Source organism: Blastocatellia bacterium, assembly GCA_035275065.1.
Classification (GTDB): Bacteria; Acidobacteriota; Blastocatellia; order UBA7656; family UBA7656; genus DATENM01.
Window position 1 is genome coordinate 76,018 of sequence record DATENM010000018.1, and the last position, 15,034, is coordinate 91,051.

Annotated in this window: 13 protein-coding genes; 1 reads left to right on the forward strand and 12 read right to left on the reverse strand. The window is 61.0% G+C overall.

What is annotated here, in order from left to right:
• Positions 1-2: 2 nt before the first annotated feature.
• From hscA to VJ464_03650, 10 genes are all read right to left on the reverse strand, one after another.
• Positions 3-1,880 carry a Fe-S protein assembly chaperone HscA gene (gene hscA / locus VJ464_03605; GenBank protein HKQ04192.1) on the reverse strand — a complete coding sequence of 626 codons (1,878 nt, stop codon included), beginning with the start codon at positions 1,878-1,880 and terminating at the stop codon, positions 3-5.
• A gap of 3 nt (positions 1,881-1,883) precedes the next feature.
• Entirely contained in the window at positions 1,884-2,564 is a 681-nt protein-coding gene (gene hscB / locus VJ464_03610) for a Fe-S protein assembly co-chaperone HscB (protein HKQ04193.1), read from the reverse strand.
• A gap of 134 nt (positions 2,565-2,698) precedes the next feature.
• A complete protein-coding gene (locus VJ464_03615; GenBank protein ID HKQ04194.1) occupies positions 2,699-3,031 on the reverse strand; it encodes an iron-sulfur cluster assembly accessory protein in 333 nt (110 codons plus the stop codon).
• Positions 3,032-3,075: 44 nt separating this feature from the next.
• On the reverse strand, positions 3,076-3,498 hold the full coding sequence (gene iscU / locus VJ464_03620; GenBank protein HKQ04195.1) for a Fe-S cluster assembly scaffold IscU: 423 nt from the start codon (positions 3,496-3,498) through the stop codon (positions 3,076-3,078).
• Between the two features lie 68 nt (positions 3,499-3,566).
• The gene (locus VJ464_03625; GenBank protein ID HKQ04196.1) at positions 3,567-4,787 is read right to left on the reverse strand and encodes an IscS subfamily cysteine desulfurase; all 1,221 of its coding nucleotides are present in this window, start codon (positions 4,785-4,787) and stop codon (positions 3,567-3,569) included.
• 42 nt (positions 4,788-4,829) lie between these two features.
• A complete protein-coding gene (locus tag VJ464_03630) occupies positions 4,830-5,363 on the reverse strand; it encodes an Rrf2 family transcriptional regulator (GenBank protein HKQ04197.1) in 534 nt (177 codons plus the stop codon).
• 163 nt (positions 5,364-5,526) lie between these two features.
• Complete coding sequence (locus VJ464_03635; protein HKQ04198.1) at positions 5,527-6,699, reverse strand: aminotransferase class I/II-fold pyridoxal phosphate-dependent enzyme; 1,173 nt, start codon at positions 6,697-6,699, stop codon at positions 5,527-5,529.
• Complete coding sequence (locus VJ464_03640) at positions 6,696-7,664, reverse strand: tetratricopeptide repeat protein (GenBank protein HKQ04199.1); 969 nt, start codon at positions 7,662-7,664, stop codon at positions 6,696-6,698. Before VJ464_03640 ends, VJ464_03635 begins: the two co-directional genes overlap by 4 nt.
• Before the next feature lie 120 nt (positions 7,665-7,784).
• Positions 7,785-10,034, reverse strand: a complete 2,250-nt coding sequence (locus VJ464_03645; protein HKQ04200.1) for a transglycosylase SLT domain-containing protein — start codon at positions 10,032-10,034, stop codon at positions 7,785-7,787.
• A 208-nt stretch (positions 10,035-10,242) separates the two neighbouring features.
• Positions 10,243-11,700: a hypothetical protein gene (locus tag VJ464_03650; protein ID HKQ04201.1), complete on the reverse strand. Its 1,458-nt coding sequence runs from the start codon at positions 11,698-11,700 to the stop codon at positions 10,243-10,245.
• A gap of 353 nt (positions 11,701-12,053) precedes the next feature.
• Here VJ464_03650 and VJ464_03655 point away from each other — a divergent pair, with 353 nt between their 5' ends.
• The gene (locus tag VJ464_03655) at positions 12,054-12,461 is read left to right on the forward strand and encodes a response regulator (GenBank protein ID HKQ04202.1); all 408 of its coding nucleotides are present in this window, start codon (positions 12,054-12,056) and stop codon (positions 12,459-12,461) included.
• Positions 12,462-12,478: 17 nt separating this feature from the next.
• On the opposite strand, the gene VJ464_03660 is transcribed toward VJ464_03655, so the two are convergent.
• Together VJ464_03660 and VJ464_03665 are read right to left on the reverse strand one after the other, a co-directional pair.
• Positions 12,479-12,775, reverse strand: a complete 297-nt coding sequence (locus tag VJ464_03660; protein HKQ04203.1) for a hypothetical protein — start codon at positions 12,773-12,775, stop codon at positions 12,479-12,481.
• A gap of 209 nt (positions 12,776-12,984) precedes the next feature.
• Positions 12,985-15,024 (reverse strand): winged helix-turn-helix domain-containing protein, encoded by a 2,040-nt coding sequence (locus VJ464_03665; protein ID HKQ04204.1) that lies wholly within the window; start codon positions 15,022-15,024, stop codon positions 12,985-12,987.
• Between the last annotated feature and the right edge of the window lie 10 nt (positions 15,025-15,034).

Consider the following 15,034-nt stretch of genomic DNA (forward strand, 5'->3'; position numbering starts at 1 on the left):
ATTCAGCCTTCCGCCACCTCGGATGCCTTGCGATCTTTCAACGCCGCAAGCAGGGCGCTATCCATAATCAATTCGGCCAGGTGATGCGCCGCCTCGTCGAGCTGTTTAATGCGCGCGCGGATCAAGCGATGATCTTCGCCGGCGACGGCTTCGCGCAATTCGCCAATCGCCCGGCGAATCTGCTCGCGCTCCTCTTCCCCGACCAGCTCGCCGCGCTCGGCGAGCGCTTTCTCTGAAGCGCGCAGCACGGTATCGGCTTCGGTGCGCGCTTCGACCAGTTGGCGCTTGCGCATGTCTTCTTCGGCGAACTCCATCGAATCCATCAACATCTTTTCGATCTGCTCGTCGTTCAGGCCATAAGACGGCTTGACCTCGACCGACTGCTGCTGACCTGTGCGCACGTCCGTAGCGTTCACGGTAAGAATGCCGTTGGCATCGATCAAGAAACGCACTTCGATGCGCGGCAAGCCGGCGGGTTGCGGCGAGATGCCCTTGAGCGTGAACTTCGCCAGGCTGCGACAATCATCGGCCATCTCGCGCTCGCCTTGCAGCACATGAACATCGATGCCGGTCTGGTTATCCACCCAGGTCGTGAACATCTCGGCAGCCGATGCCGGGATGGTCGAGTTGCGATTGATGATCTTGGCGACCACGCCGCCCATGGTTTCGATGCCCAGGCTGAGCGGTGTGACATCCAACAGCAACAGGTCGCGGCGACCGCCGGAGAGGATGTCAGCTTGAATCGCCGCGCCGAGCGCCACCACTTCGTCGGGGTTAAGCTCTGTATGCGCCCGCCGCTTGAACAACGCTTCAACGCGATGGCGCACCAGCGGAATGCGCGTCGAGCCGCCAACCATTACGACCTCGTCAATCTGCTCGGGGTCAAGGTCGGCGTCTTTAAGCGCCTGCTTGCATGGGCCGAGCGTGCGCTCGATTAAATCAACGATCAACTGCTCGAACTCGTCACGCGTCAACTCACGGTGATAAGCGACGCCGCGCTCTGCCAGGTTAATCGCGATCTGCGCGCGGTCGCTTTTTGAAAGCTCGTGCTTGGCGGCAATGACCGCTTTGCGAATCGCCTGAAATGCGGCGTGGTCGCGGCTCAGGTCTTTGTCGGTTTGTGATTTGATTTCGTCTAGCACCAGCGCGATCAAGCGATTATCGATGTCGTCGCCGCCCAGATGCGTGTCGCCGTTGGTCGCCAGCACTTCAAAGATGCCTTCGCGCAGCCGCAGGATCGAGATGTCAAAGGTGCCGCCGCCGAGATCATAAACCGCGATGCGCGCTTCGTCGCGCTTGTCTATGCCGTAGGCCAACGAGGCCGCCGTCGGCTCGTTGACGATACGCAGCACTTCAAGCCCTGCCAGGTGGCCCGCATCTTTGGTCGCCTGACGCTGGGCATCGTTGAAGTAAGCCGGCACAGTGATCACCGCCTGCGTCACCTCTTCGCCAAAGAATGTCGAGGCGCGCTCTTTCAGATCGCGCAGCACGAAGGCGGAAATTTCAGGCGGCGTAAACTGGCGGTCGCCCATCTGAAAACGGATCACCTGTTGGCTTCCCGCGGCAATTTCAAACGGCACGAGCGCCAGGTCTTCCTGCACATCTGCGCTGCCTTTGCCCATGAATCGCTTCACGGAATAGATGGCTTTGCGGGGCTCGGTGATCAGCCGCTCGCGCGCTTCTTCGCCGACCAGCAGACGCTTCTCGGCGTTGTCGTAGTAAACAATCGAAGGCACCAGCGCGTTGCCTTCCGGGTCGCGGATCACCTGCGGGCCGCTTTCGCTCATGTAAGCGACCAGGCTGTTGGTGGTGCCCAGATCGATGCCGACCACGCGGCTCGATTTCGGGCGACCAGTTAGACTTAATTCAATCAGTGGCATTCGTTACAATTCCTCTCTGATGTCGCGAACGAGATTGCGAACGTACGAGCGGTGCGACAGCAACTGGCTCATGCGGTCGAGCACCGATTTGCGCGCCGCTTCGTCGGCATCGCGATCAACCGCTGCATCCCAATCCGCGAACAGCGCGAAGAGTCGCGCGTCAATGTCACTCAATTTATCTTTCAACCCGCTGAGCGCTGCGTCGAGCGCCGCGCGCGCCTGTTCGACTTCGTCGGCGTCGCCCATTTTCTTTGCGGCCTTCATCTCTTCGATCTGCATATTCAGCTCGAAGACCTCTTCGAGCAGGTCGGGCGGCGCTTGCTTTTCGGCTTCCTTGTAGCCGGCAAGCCTGAGCAGGTACTGCGCCCGCGCCGTGCGGTCGCGCAGTGTGCGGTAGGCGTCGTTGAGCCGCGAGGCGCGCTCGACACTGGCCTGGCGCTCGGCGTCCGAGGCGTTCATAAAGTAATCGGGATGAAGCTGGCGGCTGAGCGCGTAGAAATTCTTCTCCAGCTCTGTTTCATCGAGGCCGAGCTTGCGCGGTAGGCCGAAGAAAGCGAAATAATCCAGGTCGGCGGCGAGCGGCAGAACACCGCCACAGGCGGCGCAGAAATGCGCGCCATCAGACGCCGCCCCGCAATGCGGACAGGCGCGCGACGTGACTTCGCTGGTGCTAGCTTCGGCCATGTTAGCTCTCGATCAAAAAAATAATGGTTGAGCCCTCGCGCACCCAACCATCAAGCTCTGCTGAATTCCGTTTCAATCCACGCTTCAGGTGATAAAGCCGAGGCGGCAAAGGTCGCGCAACATCGGGCGATGGGCTAGACCGCGAACGATTCGCCGCAGCCACAGTCGCCCGAAGAGTTCGGGTTGATGAATGTGAAGCCGCGCTGCATCAAGCCTTCGTCTTTCCAGTCGAGCGTCGCGCCATTCAGATAAAGCAAGCTCTTCATGTCAACAAAGACTTTGACGCCGTCATGCTCGAAGACGCGATCCCCGGGGCGCTGCTCGGTGTCGAGCGCCAGGTTGTAGCTCAGGCCGGAACAGCCGCCGCCCTGCACGCCGACGCGCAGGCCGCCTTCCGTCAAGCCGTTATCGCGCATGATCTCACGAATCCGCGCCGCCGCTTGTTCCGTCAGTTGAAGCACCTTCACATCCCTCTTTCATCGCGCCGCCCGCAGACGACGCGCACCATCGCTTACGCACCAGCGGTGACTTCTTCGCGCTGTTCTTCATTACTGCCGGCTTTCTCTTTGTAGTCACGGATGGCCGCTTTGATGGCGTCTTCCGCAAGCACCGAGCAGTGAATCTTGACCGGCGGCAGGTTCAGCTCTTTAACGATCTCGGTATTCTTGATCGTCAGCGCCTCGTCGACCGAACGGCCCTTGACCCACTCGGTCGCCAGGCTTGAGCTGGCGATGGCCGAGCCGCAGCCGAAGGTCTTGAACTTGGCATCCTCGATGATCTGCGTCTCCGGGTTGATCTTGATTTGCAGCTTCATCACGTCGCCGCACTCCGGCGCGCCGACCAGCCCTGTGCCGACGTTGGGGTCTTTCTTGTCGAGGCTGCCGACGTTGCGCGGGTTGTTGTAGTGGTCAATCACTTTATCTGAATAAGCCATTTCGCTTTTCCTCTCCTGTCAGTCGCATTCGGTCAAACGTTCAAACTTTTGTTCACCGGCGCACGAAGCTACTCGCCGGCCCACTGCACTTTGCTGAGGTCAACGCCTTCCTGCACCATCTCCCACAGCGGTGACAGCTCGCGCAGTCGGTTGACCGCTTCATTGACGCGGTTAATCGTGTAATCGACTTCCTCTTCGGTGTTGAAGCGGCCAAGCCCGAAGCGAATCGAGCTATGCGCCAGTTCTTCGCCGACGCCCAGCGCCTTGAGCACGTAGCTCGGCTCCAGGCTCGCCGACGTGCAAGCCGACCCCGAAGAAACAGCGATGTCGTTGATGCCCATCAGCAACGATTCGCCTTCGACGTAGGCGAACGAGATGTTCAGGTTGCCCGGCAGGCGATGTTCCATGCTGCCGTTGACGTAGACATCGGGAAGCTCGTCCATAAGACCGCGCCGCAGCTTCTCGCGCAGACCAAGAATGCGCGCGCTGTCGCTTTCCATATCCGTTCTGGCGATCTCGGCGGCTTTGCCGAGGCCAACAATGCCTGTGACGTTCAACGTGCCGCTGCGCATGCCGCGCTCGTGACCGCCGCCATCCACCATCGGCGCCAGCATCACGCGCGGGTTGCGCCGGCGCACATAGAGCGCCCCGACGCCTTTCGGCCCATACATCTTGTGGGCGCTGACGGAAACCAGATCAACGTTCATCTCGTTGACGTTGAACGGCACCTTGCCGACCGACTGCGTCGCGTCGGTGTGGAACAACACGCCGCGCTCTTTGCAGACTTTGCCGATCTCGGCAATCGGCTGAAGGACGCCGATCTCGTTGTTGGCGTGCATCACCGAAACCAGAATCGTCTTGTCGGTGAGGGCGCGCTTCACATCATCGGGCGAAATCAAGCCGTCGCTCGCAACCGGCAGATAGGTCACTTTGAAGCCACGCTTCTCAAGCTTCTTGCAGGTGTCTAAGACCGCCTTATGCTCGGTGACCACGGTGATGATGTGGTCGCCGCGCTCGTAATACATATCGGCGACGCCTTTGATCGCCAGGTTGTCGGATTCGGTCGCGCCGCTGGTGAAGACAATCTCTTTCGAGGTCGCGCCGATCAGGTCGGCAACCTGCTTGCGGGCGTTTTCGACCGCCTCTTCGGCCTGCCAGCCGAATTCATGATTGCGGCTCGCGGCGTTGCCGAAGATTTCAGTGAAGTAGGGACGCATCGCCTCGAAGACGCGCGGGTCAACCGGCGTCGTCGCATGATAGTCCATATAAATCGGGAGCTTCAGCGCCATATTCTCTCCTTACAAACTCGGTTGAAGTTTCCGCAGCCTCGCTCAAGCCACTTCCGCGGTTTCCGCTAGCTCTTCCGCTTTCGCCTCAGGCGATGGCTTATCGCCGCGGGCCTGCTCCAGAATGCGCTGCGACTTGATGCGCAAACCGTAAACCACTTCGGGCTTCGACTTGTTGGCCAGGTCAGCGAGCGTGATCGAATCCAGAAAATTATCGACGTGCTCGGTCAGTTGCTTCCAGATCGCGCCGCCGATACAGGAATCAGAGATGCGGCAATTGTCAACCGAGCCGTCATTGCTGAAACAAGAACTGGTGTAAAGCGGCGGCTCGATCAAACGCACAATCTCGCCGATGGTAATCTCGCCGGCGTCGCGCGCCAGCACGTAACCGCCATGCGGCCCGCGAATGCTGTTGACGATGTTGCCTTTGCGCAACGGCTGGAAGATCTGTTCGAGAAACAACAGCGAGATGCCTTCGCGCTTCGAGATCGCCCCAAGCGCCACCGGCCCGCCGTTGGAGTTCTGCGCAATGTCGAGCATCGCGCGCACCGCATATTTGCCTTTCGTCGAAATCTGCATCTCCGGGCCTCGCTTGAAACTTCATCCTTATTCTATATACCCGACTGATAAAGTCAAGTTTTTCCCGACCAAAATGCTCGGGATTACAAAGGCGGGCGTAAACAGAGAGATAGTTAGACTTATCCTGGATGCGGATCAATCAATCGCAGGCGTCGGAGGAGCCTTAGGGCGTCAATGTCTTGAGTTTTTGCAGGCGCTCTTCGGCAGCCGCGAGCGTTTCTTCTCTCTTGCAGAAGGTGAAGCGCACCTGATGCCGGCCAAGCTGCGGCTCGTGGTAAAAGCTGCTGCCGGGAACGACCGCGACGCCAATCTCTTTCACCAGGAATTTCGCAAACGCGACATCGTCGTCGTAGCCGAAGGCGCTGATGTCGGTCATCACGTAATAGGCGCCGTCCGGGTCGTAGCAGCGAAAGCCAACCTCTTTCAGCACCGCGAGTAGGCGCTGACGCTTTTCGTCGTAGCTCGCTTGCAGCTTGTCGTAATATGAGCGCGGCAACCGTAGCGCATGCGCGCCGGCTTCCTGCAAAGGCGCCGCCGCGCCGACCGTCAAAAAGTCATGCACCTTACGAATCGCCAGCGTGATCTCGGGCGGCGCAATCGTGTAGCCGACCCGCCAGCCGGTTACCGAGTAGGTCTTCGACAAACCATTGATGGTGATCGTCCGGTCGCGCATGCCGTCGAGCGTCGCGAGCGCCACGTGCTGCTTGCCGTTGAAGAGAATGTGCTCGTAGATTTCGTCGGTGATGGCGATGACATTCCATTTCTGGCAAAGCCCGGCAATAACCTGCATCTCTTCGCGGCTGAAAACCTTGCCGGTCGGGTTGTTCGGCGTGTTGATGATGATGGCTTTCGTATGATCGTTGAAAGCGGCGGCGAGCTCCGTTTCATCGAAATGCCAGTCGGGGGCATAGAGCGTCACGTAGCGCGGCGTTGCTCCCGACAGAATCGCGTCCGGGCCGTAGTTCTCGTAAAACGGCTCGAAGACGATCACCTCGTCGCCGGGGTTGATGATCGCCATCATCGCCGCCATCATCGCCTCGGTCGAGCCGCAGGTGACGCAGACTTCGCGCTCAGGGTCTATCTCCATGCCGAGATACCATGCCGCCTTTTCGGCAATGGCGTTGCGAAAATTTTTCGCGCCCCAGGTGATGGCGTATTGATTGATGTCGGCCATGATGGCGTCGCAGGCGGCGAGCTTGATCTCTTCGGGCGCGGCAAAATCGGGGAAGCCCTGTGACAGGTTGATGGCGCCGTAGAGGTGCGCTTGCCGGGTCATCTCGCGAATGACCGATTCGGTGAACTGCTCGGCTTTATGAGAAATGATCTGTTTGCTCATTGCTGGTCGTTGTTCTCGTCTTTCAATCTATCGATGATCGATTCAGCCGCGGAAGCATATTCGCCTTCGGGGTCGAGCCGCAAGTAATTGCGATAGGCGGCAATCGCCTCTTTGTTGCGCCCGGCTTTCTCCAGTATCTCGCCGAGCTGATAATAAAGCACCGGCTCGGTCTCCATATCTTGAATGATCCCGATGCGATACTCGCGGGCAATCTCGTCAATCAATTTCGGGTCGTTCATCTCGTTGAGCGCGATGGCCAGGCCGATGTGCGCCTCAAACGCATTGCCCTGCGCCAGGCGAATGGCTTTCCTGTACTCAACGATTGATTCTTCGATGAGCCCCTGATGGCGGCGCATGTTGGCGAGCACGGTCTGCGCCTCGGCGAGCGTGCGGCCCGCGACTTTGAGCGCCGCCGTGGTTTGCGCCTCGGCTCCCTGAAAATCTTGCAGCGCAATCAGGCTGCGCGCCATGGCGATGCGCGCTTCGGTAAAGTTCGCGCGAAGCGCCAGGGCTTGCCGGTACTCTTCGACGGCTTCTTGGTTCTTGCCGCGCTCGCGCAGCGCGTCACCTTTCTGATAATGCAGCGCCGCCTCATCTGCGATAGGCGATTGCGTGACCTTCAAGGTGCGCGATGAATTGGCGGCGACGACGACTGAGCCGGTCCAGTCCGCAAAGCCGACCGAGCGCACACGCACAGGGAACGAGCCGGCGCGCACCCGCGGCAGATCAAGCTCGCCTTTATCGTTGGTCGCGCCGTGGCGCACGTTGTTGATGAAGACGACCGAGCCCGCCTGACCGGTGATGACTTTCAGCGCGCCGGTCGCCTGGGCTGAAGGAGTTGTTGCGGGAGACGATTTGCGCGCCCGTTGCGCCGTCGGCTGATAGGCTATGGCCACGGCGAAGGTGAGCGCGAGCACGCCGCAGATGGCGGCGGCGCGATTCAGTAAAGACGAACACAGAGGCACAGAGATACAGAGACACAGAGCGCGCTCCGTGCTTCCTCTGTGCCTCTGTGCCTCTGTGTTCAATCGCTTTCCGCTTATGCGTTCTTCAATCCATGCCTGAGTTCGCATAAGCTCATCATACTACTCTTTATAGAACCTGCGGTAGTTTGCCGCGTAACGCAGCACGCCCTGGACATAGCCGCGCGTTTCGGTGAAAGGAATCGTCTCGATCCATTCTTCGATGTCGAGGCCGCCGCGCTCGGCGAGCCAGCGTTGCGCGCGCCCCGGCCCGGCGTTGTAGGCCGCCGCCGCATATTCGATCCTGCCAAACTGGCCGAGCATCTGCGCCAGGTAATTCATGCCGAGCTTGACGTTGATCGCCGGATTATATAAATCCGCCGCCGTGATCGAGCCGCCTCCCTGCTTGCGCGAAATCAGCTGGCCGGTCGCCGGCATCACTTGCATCAGGCCACGCGCCCCGACCCGCGAGATGGCCATCGGGTTAAAGACGCTCTCCTGACGGATCAGCCCCGCGGCCATGTAAGGATCGATGCCATAACGTTTGGCTTCCTGCTTGATGGTCGTCCAGGCGATGAGCGGAAACATGATTTCCCACGCCTCGCGCGGCACGTCCGCTTCCTGGTACGAGTAAATGTCAGGGTAGCCGCGCCGCAGCATCAGGGTCGCCTGAAAATTTTCGCCGCGCCGCGCGTAGTATTGCGCGATACGCAGATTGATCCGCGGCGAAGTGGGCGCGTGTTCCTGCGCCGTGTTCAGCTCCTTGATCGCCAGCTCACCCAGCCCGATGACTTCAAAGTCGTCGGCCCTGGCTAAGAACGCTTTCTCCGAGCCATCGGCGGTCTCTTCGATCTTCTCGACATAGGTGACATTCTGCCGAATGCGCTCAAGGTCGCTGCCCGATTTTATGGCTTCGGCTTTAAGCGACGGATCGGCGGCGCGCAGCTTGGCGGCGCGCATGCCCGCGAGGTAACCGTGATAGCCATAACGGTAACGCTGGTTGACCAGGTCGTAGAGCGCCAGCGCGCGCCCCGGATTGCCCAGGCGCTCTTCGGACTTTGCGCCCCAGAAACCGGCTTCGCCGATAAACTTGGAGTCGGGATAGCGGTAGCTTGCGAGATGCTGCTCAAGCAACCGCGCCGCGTCCGCGTACTGCTTCATTCGGTAAGCGTACCAGCCGAGGTTGTACGAGGCTTCAGCGGCATATTGTGATTTCGGGTACAAAGCGACGATCTGCCGGTAACGTGTCATCGCCTCAGCGTCGTGGTCGGCCTTGTCGAGGTCGCGCGCCAGGTTGTAGAGCGCGTCCTGCGCCCACCGACTCTTGCCGTTCTGCTTCAACAAGCGGTCAACGATGACGCCGGATTCCGCGGCGCGGTTCGAGCGCCGCAAGGCTTCGGCTTGATTAAACAACGCTTCGGCTTTCAACTCGGCGTTGGCTTCGCTGACGCGCGCTAGCGGCGTGACCGCCTGCGCCGTTTGCCGCGCACCTAACAGGCTCTTGCCAAGATGCAATTGAATCGCATCATTGGAGGCGGCTTCGGGGAAGCGCGTCAACAGGTTGGTGTAAGCCTGCGCCGCCTCGTTGAACTGCTTCGATTCCAGCAGCGCATCGGCACGCGCCCGCTCTTCGTCGAGCGTGCCCGGATGATCTTTGACCGCCGCGCCCAGCGCCGCCAGCCGCTGCTCGGCCTGGACGCTGGCGCGGGTCGCCGCCAGTTCGTAATAAATCTTACGGTAGAGCTTAATCGCATCGTCGGTCTTGCCGGTCAACTCGGCAGCCTGCGCCGCGATGTAGACGGCGTCCGGGTCATCGGCTTCGGCCATGCGCGAGACTTCGCGGCGGGCGCTCTCCGGGTCACCCAGCGCCACGGCCATATCGGCGGCGCGCAAGCGAGCGGCGTGAGCCTTCAGCGAGTCGGGATACTTTGAATAGAGGCTACTGAAATCGCGCCGCGCCTGGCTGCGGGCATCGCTCGCGGCTTCGCTTTCGGCGCGATAAAAGAGCGCGTAATCGCCAATGGCCGTCGCCTCATCAATGGCGCGGGCATCGAGGGCTTCGACCGCCGCGGCATAGTTCTGCGAAGTGTAATAAAGATAACCGCGGAGAAAGCGCGCCAGCGCCGCCGCGCGGCTGCGCGAGTAAGCCGATTCGATGCGCTGCAAGTCGGCGGGCGCGGGCCGACCCTGATTGCTTTCAACTAGCGCGCTCAGTTCGGCGATGCCGCGATCCCCGCTTGATGACTTGCGCTGACATGAAACGGTCAGTGGCGTGGTGAGGCTCACCACCAGCAAGAGCGGCAAGGCGGTCGCAAGCAAGCGCCGGTTGATGACCGCAAACGGTCGGCGCGCACGACGGATCAGGTACAACATAAAACACCTCTCTCCATCAAATGATCAGGCGATTCCGACATCGGCATGGGGCTGATGATGATTATCAATCAGGCGGTTTGCTGCGGCAAGAAAAATCAGGAGGCAGGAGGCAGGAAGCAGGAGGCAGTCGTTGATCGTTACTTGCGGCTGATCGTCAAGAGCGTTTGCATGTCCTCTGGACTGCTTCCTGCTTCCTGCCTCCTGCTTACTAAACCGCCACCGACGGGCCGGGATGATCCGAGCCGAGCCGGGCGGCGTCGCCTTCGGCCAGGGTGTTGACCAGCTCGTCATAGAAGTAATCGAATTTCGCGGCGACGCTCGGCGTGACGCGCTTCTCATACATCTGCCGGCTGCGGTCAATGTCTTCCTTGAGCCGGTCGTAGAGGTCGTTGTTGCGGCGGCCTTCGGCGACTTTCTGCTCGTTGTAGAGCTTGATCTCACTGACCAGCAAGCGGGCGAAGCGGCGCGCGTCGTTGTGCGCTTTCTCTTCGTCGCTGATATCGGTGGCGCTGCGCGCGGGCGACGGCGGCGGCTCAGGTGGGCGCGGCGCGACCGGTGGCGCATTCAATGAACCGCTTGGGCGCGCCCCCCAGAAATCAGCCGATGGCTCGGGCGGTGGCGGAACGTTACGGGGTTCCGGCGGCGGCTCGACGGTCGGCACAAAGAAGCTTGGCGCGGTCGGCGCCGGTTCGGGCACGCTAAACGTCTGGAACTGGCGATCAGGTGCAGGCGGCGGCGGCTCTGGACGGTCAGGAGCCGGCGGCGCAGGCGGCGCAGGCTGTGCAATGACCGGCGGCGCGGGCGGTGGAGCTGGCGGCTCGACAGGTCTTGCGGGTGGCGCTTGCTCCGTCGGTGCGGCTGGCGCTTGCGCGGCTGGTGCTTGCGCGGCTGGCGCTTGTGCTGCGGGCCGGGCAGCGGACGCGCCTTCGGCCATGCGGGCGCGCAACGACACCAGCTCGACGACCATGCCGGCGGTGTTGACTAGCAATTCAATCGCTTCGACGTTGATGGCCGCAGCGCCGCGATCTGCCGAGTCGGCGAAGATGATGGCCGCCGCTTTGCCGCGCACCTTGAGCGGCACGCCGAGCACGCGCTGTGGACGAAGATTGCCGAGCCGGCTGAAGATGAGTGCGTTTTCGCCTTGCTGGTCGGGCGAGCCGTAGAAAGTCTGCTGGGCGTTGAGCGCGCCGCGCAGCACGGTATCGGATTGCAGAGAAACCGTCAGTCCGCGAATCGATTGATTGCCGATGGTGTCGTCGAGCCCGCGCGCTGCCCACGCCAGGGCATTCGTGCCTTTAACGACAAACAGCACAACGCGCGGCGCAAAGTTGGCGGCGCGCGCCACCAGAGCATTGAGAACTTCGGCCTGGGTGTGCTGCTCGTTCAGCTCAGCGACCGAGTCTCTGAGCAGGGCGATATCGGCGCCAAGCCTCACGCTCTCGGCGGTAGCTTGATCAACCTGAGCCGTGACGTCGGCAGCAATTTGCGCCAGCGACTCGTCGCCTTCCGGCATGTTTGCCGCCGTGTCTGTGCGTTCCAACAACTGCGTAAACGACTGGTTGATTTCGCGCTGCAAGCGGCTGATGTCTTGTTCCAGTGTGCCGACGCGCGACCGCACGAGTTCTTCGATTCGTTGACGCAGCCGAATCTCACGCTCCTTTTCCACTTATCGCCTCCAAAAGTTCAAGTTCAAGTCAAGAAGATCATCTGCGGGGACTAAACGGGTTTGGCTCGCAGGCTCCGATTATCCCGCACGCCCTAGCGCTTGTCAATAAATCAGTTAATGCGCCGAGTCAGAGTGACTGAACGCGAAAGCCAGCGTTTCAGGCTGACAACCTTTGTTCGGTTTCGGTGCTTTTTCGCGGCAGGGTGTACGGAGCCGGGGCAGGCAGAGAAAATTGAATCGGCAAAAGGTTGCGTTTTGCCACCTGGATGGGCACTCGCTCGGATTCATGAGCCCGTAGGACTCTCGGCACACCGTTTGTTCAAATCGGGGTAAGCGCCTGGAGGCGCTGTGATATGAAGCAAATGGCCATCTTGGTTGTAGAGGACACCCCCGACATTCTCGATATCGTCAGCCTGCTGCTGGAGCATGAGGGCTATACGGTCTATCGCGCCGAGACCTGCGCGGTGGCGTTTGACCTGTTACAGAAACATCGCATCGATCTGATCATCACCGATTTGATGTTGCCGGGCATGACCGGCCTGGAGTTCATCCATAAGATCAGGCGAGTGGCGAATTATGATTTTGTGCCGGTCGTCGCCATGTCGGCTTTCGAGCATAAGTACCTGACGGTCGCCGCGCAGGCTGGAGCGGCCCGCATTCTGCACAAGCCGGAAGACCTCGATCTGCTGGTGCCCACTGTCAATCAGCTTCTGCAAGAACATGACCGTCGCGTGCCGCGATCAGCCGGCGCGACGCGCTGAAGGGCAACCGATTCGCTTCACAGTGCCTCTCCGTCGGCGTCACAGGGTGACGCCGGCAATTCGGCAAGCCTGCGGGTGACAAGCTCTCTGATCTGCACCAGGTGATCACGGGCGCGGGCGGCTGCCTCTGCATCTCCCTGCTCTGTAAAGGCCATATTCTCGGCGGCGAAGCGCGCCACTTCCAGCAACAACTGTCCCGTGGTCGTCGGCGGCGCGCCGCGCTGAAAGAGACGCGATCCCGCGGGCCGGCGCGACGGCTCAATGCGCGCGGCGACCATAGCCGTTCTAGCGGCGTGATTGGATAGTCTAGGCATCGATAGATTCCTCTCCGGATTGTGTCACAAACGCCAGTCGTGCCTTCGGTAACAGGGGAGGAACAGCCGAAGAGAAGCGAACATCGCGCAACGTGGGGCTACGGTCTTGTGGCGGGGCTCTACTCGGATTCCCGGCGGCTCCGCTCTGATTTATGCAAATTTCTAATTGCCGGAGAATTCCAGAGCGAGCGGCAGCGGCGAGCCTCTGCTCAGGGGATGAGGCCGAGGCGCAGGAGGATGGCTTTGAAGCGGCGGTCGCCGCGCATCTCTTTAAACACCGGATCAACGCGCAGGTTCATCAACCAGATGTCGCGCTCGGCGATGGCTTTTTCCAGCCACTCGAACGTCCGCTCGCTGTCGCGCAAGCCGGCGTAGATCGCCGCCACCGTGCAGGGCGAAACGTAACGCTGCCCGGACATCTCTTGCAGCTCGTCTAATACTCGCTCGGCCTCCTTGCGGTTGCCGGCAACGGCATACGCGTGGCCGATCAACGCCACCAGCAGCGGGCTGCCCGACAGCTTGATGCCGCGATCAAACGCCGCGATGGCCTCTTTGTACATGCCCTTCTGCTCGTAGCTCAATCCGAGATAGCGATAGACGGGAAAGAAGCCCGGGTCAACGGCGAGCAGCTTCAGGCAGTGAGCGATGGCTTCGTCGTAGCGCCCCGCCATGTAGTAGATCCAACCCAGATGAATGCCCGTGCTGAACGACAGCGGATCAAGCTCGGCGGCGCGCCGGGCTTCGGCAATCGCTTCGTCCGTGCGCCCGACCGCTACCAGGTAAGAGCTGTACCACTGGTGCGCCGGCCCATACGCCGGCTTGTCTTTGATGGCGCGCAGGAATTCGCGCTCGGCGTCCTGGCGCTCCCAGTTCCAGCGGTGCTTGATGAAGGCCAGCGAGGTGTGCGCTTCGGCGAGGTTGTCGTCCAGCTCCAGGGCTTTCAGCGCCGCCTCCTGCGCCAGCGGGAAGGCGTCTTTCGGCATGCGAATGCCATAGACGACCAGCATGTTGTAACAGTCGGCCAGTCCCGCATAAGCCGCCGCGTCGTCGGCATCTATGTCAATGGCCTTCTGAAAATATTCGAGGCCCTGCTGCAAGCCGCCCGCCGTGCGCTTGTTCAGCGCGTTGCGCCCAAGCAGGTAATAGCGGCTGGCTTCGAGCTGCTTCTTCTCTTCGACGCTGAGCTTCAGCCGCAGGTTTTCGAAGATGTCTTTCGAGATGTCTTCCGGCACCAGCAAGAGGTCGGCGATCTTGCGGTCATAATGCCGCCCCCAGATTTGCGAGACGTTCGCCACGTCAATCAGATCGGCCTGGATGCTGAGCGCGTCACCCTGCCGATGAATGCGCCCTGTGAGGACAGCGCGAGCGCCAAGCTCGCGCCCGACCTTTTGCAGATCAGCCATGTTGCCTTTGTAATTAAAGGCCAGGCTGCGCGGCACGACGCGGAGCTTCGGCAGTTGCGCCAGGTTGTTGATCAGATTCTCGGCCAGGCGGTCGTTGAGGAATTCGGTCTCGGCATCCCCGGCGTCGGCGACAAATGGCAACACGGCAATCGAATCGATGTTGCCGCTGCCGCTCGTCGCGCGGTTGGCTCGGAAAAAGATGAAGGCGACCGTCGCTGCCACCAGCAAGACAATCGCCGCGAGCAGCGCGACGCGCTGCCGCAAGAGACGACCCCGGATGCCTGTGATCAGTCGGCGGCGCGTCGCGACTGACGAAGCAACTGACCCAACATCGCTTGCCGTCGCGGTCGAGACGTAAGCCGGGCGCGCAGCCACCGCGACCGCCGCCGCGCCGTTGTCGCCGGTCGTCCGATCCAAAGTGACGTCGGTCACCGCGCCGTCTGTGCTCAGTGGCGGCGCGAAGGCATGGCGCGCAGTCAGATCACCGTTCGCGCCGGCTTGCGCGGCTTCGCCGTCGGCGGACTGGCGAACGCTGGCGGCGAAGCGATAGCCGCGCCGCGCCACCGTCTCGATGAAGGGCTTGCCGTCACTGGTTTCGCCGAGCGCCTTGCGCAGCAATGAAATGTTCTGTGTCAGGTTGCCTTCTTCGACAAAGCTATCGGGCCAGACCTGGCGCATCAGCTCGTCTTTCCCGACGACGCGCCCGCTGTTTTCGACCAGCGCCAGCAAGATACCGAAGACCTTTGGCGTCAGCGACACAGGCTCGCCGCCGCGCTGCAACGTGCGCTCAGCGCGGTCGAGGCGGAAGCGGCCAAATTCATAAATCCGCGGCTGCTCGGTGGTCATTCGGGCCTTG

What these genes read in the sequence shown, in the direction of transcription:
- hscA (HKQ04192.1), bottom strand. Translation starts at nt 1,880, where the DNA reads ATGCCACTGATTGAATTAAGTCTAACTGGTCGCCCGAAATCGAGCCGC.
- hscB (HKQ04193.1), bottom strand. Translation starts at nt 2,564, where the DNA reads ATGGCCGAAGCTAGCACCAGCGAAGTCACGTCGCGCGCCTGTCCGCAT.
- iscU (HKQ04195.1), bottom strand. Translation starts at nt 3,498, where the DNA reads ATGGCTTATTCAGATAAAGTGATTGACCACTACAACAACCCGCGCAAC.
- VJ464_03625 (HKQ04196.1), bottom strand. Translation starts at nt 4,787, where the DNA reads ATGGCGCTGAAGCTCCCGATTTATATGGACTATCATGCGACGACGCCG.
- VJ464_03630 (HKQ04197.1), bottom strand. Translation starts at nt 5,363, where the DNA reads ATGCAGATTTCGACGAAAGGCAAATATGCGGTGCGCGCGATGCTCGAC.
- VJ464_03635 (HKQ04198.1), bottom strand. Translation starts at nt 6,699, where the DNA reads ATGAGCAAACAGATCATTTCTCATAAAGCCGAGCAGTTCACCGAATCG.
- VJ464_03645 (HKQ04200.1), bottom strand. Translation starts at nt 10,034, where the DNA reads ATGTTGTACCTGATCCGTCGTGCGCGCCGACCGTTTGCGGTCATCAAC.
- VJ464_03655 (HKQ04202.1), top strand. Translation starts at nt 12,054, where the DNA reads ATGAAGCAAATGGCCATCTTGGTTGTAGAGGACACCCCCGACATTCTC.
- VJ464_03660 (HKQ04203.1), bottom strand. Translation starts at nt 12,775, where the DNA reads ATGCCTAGACTATCCAATCACGCCGCTAGAACGGCTATGGTCGCCGCG.
- VJ464_03665 (HKQ04204.1), bottom strand. Translation starts at nt 15,024, where the DNA reads ATGACCACCGAGCAGCCGCGGATTTATGAATTTGGCCGCTTCCGCCTC.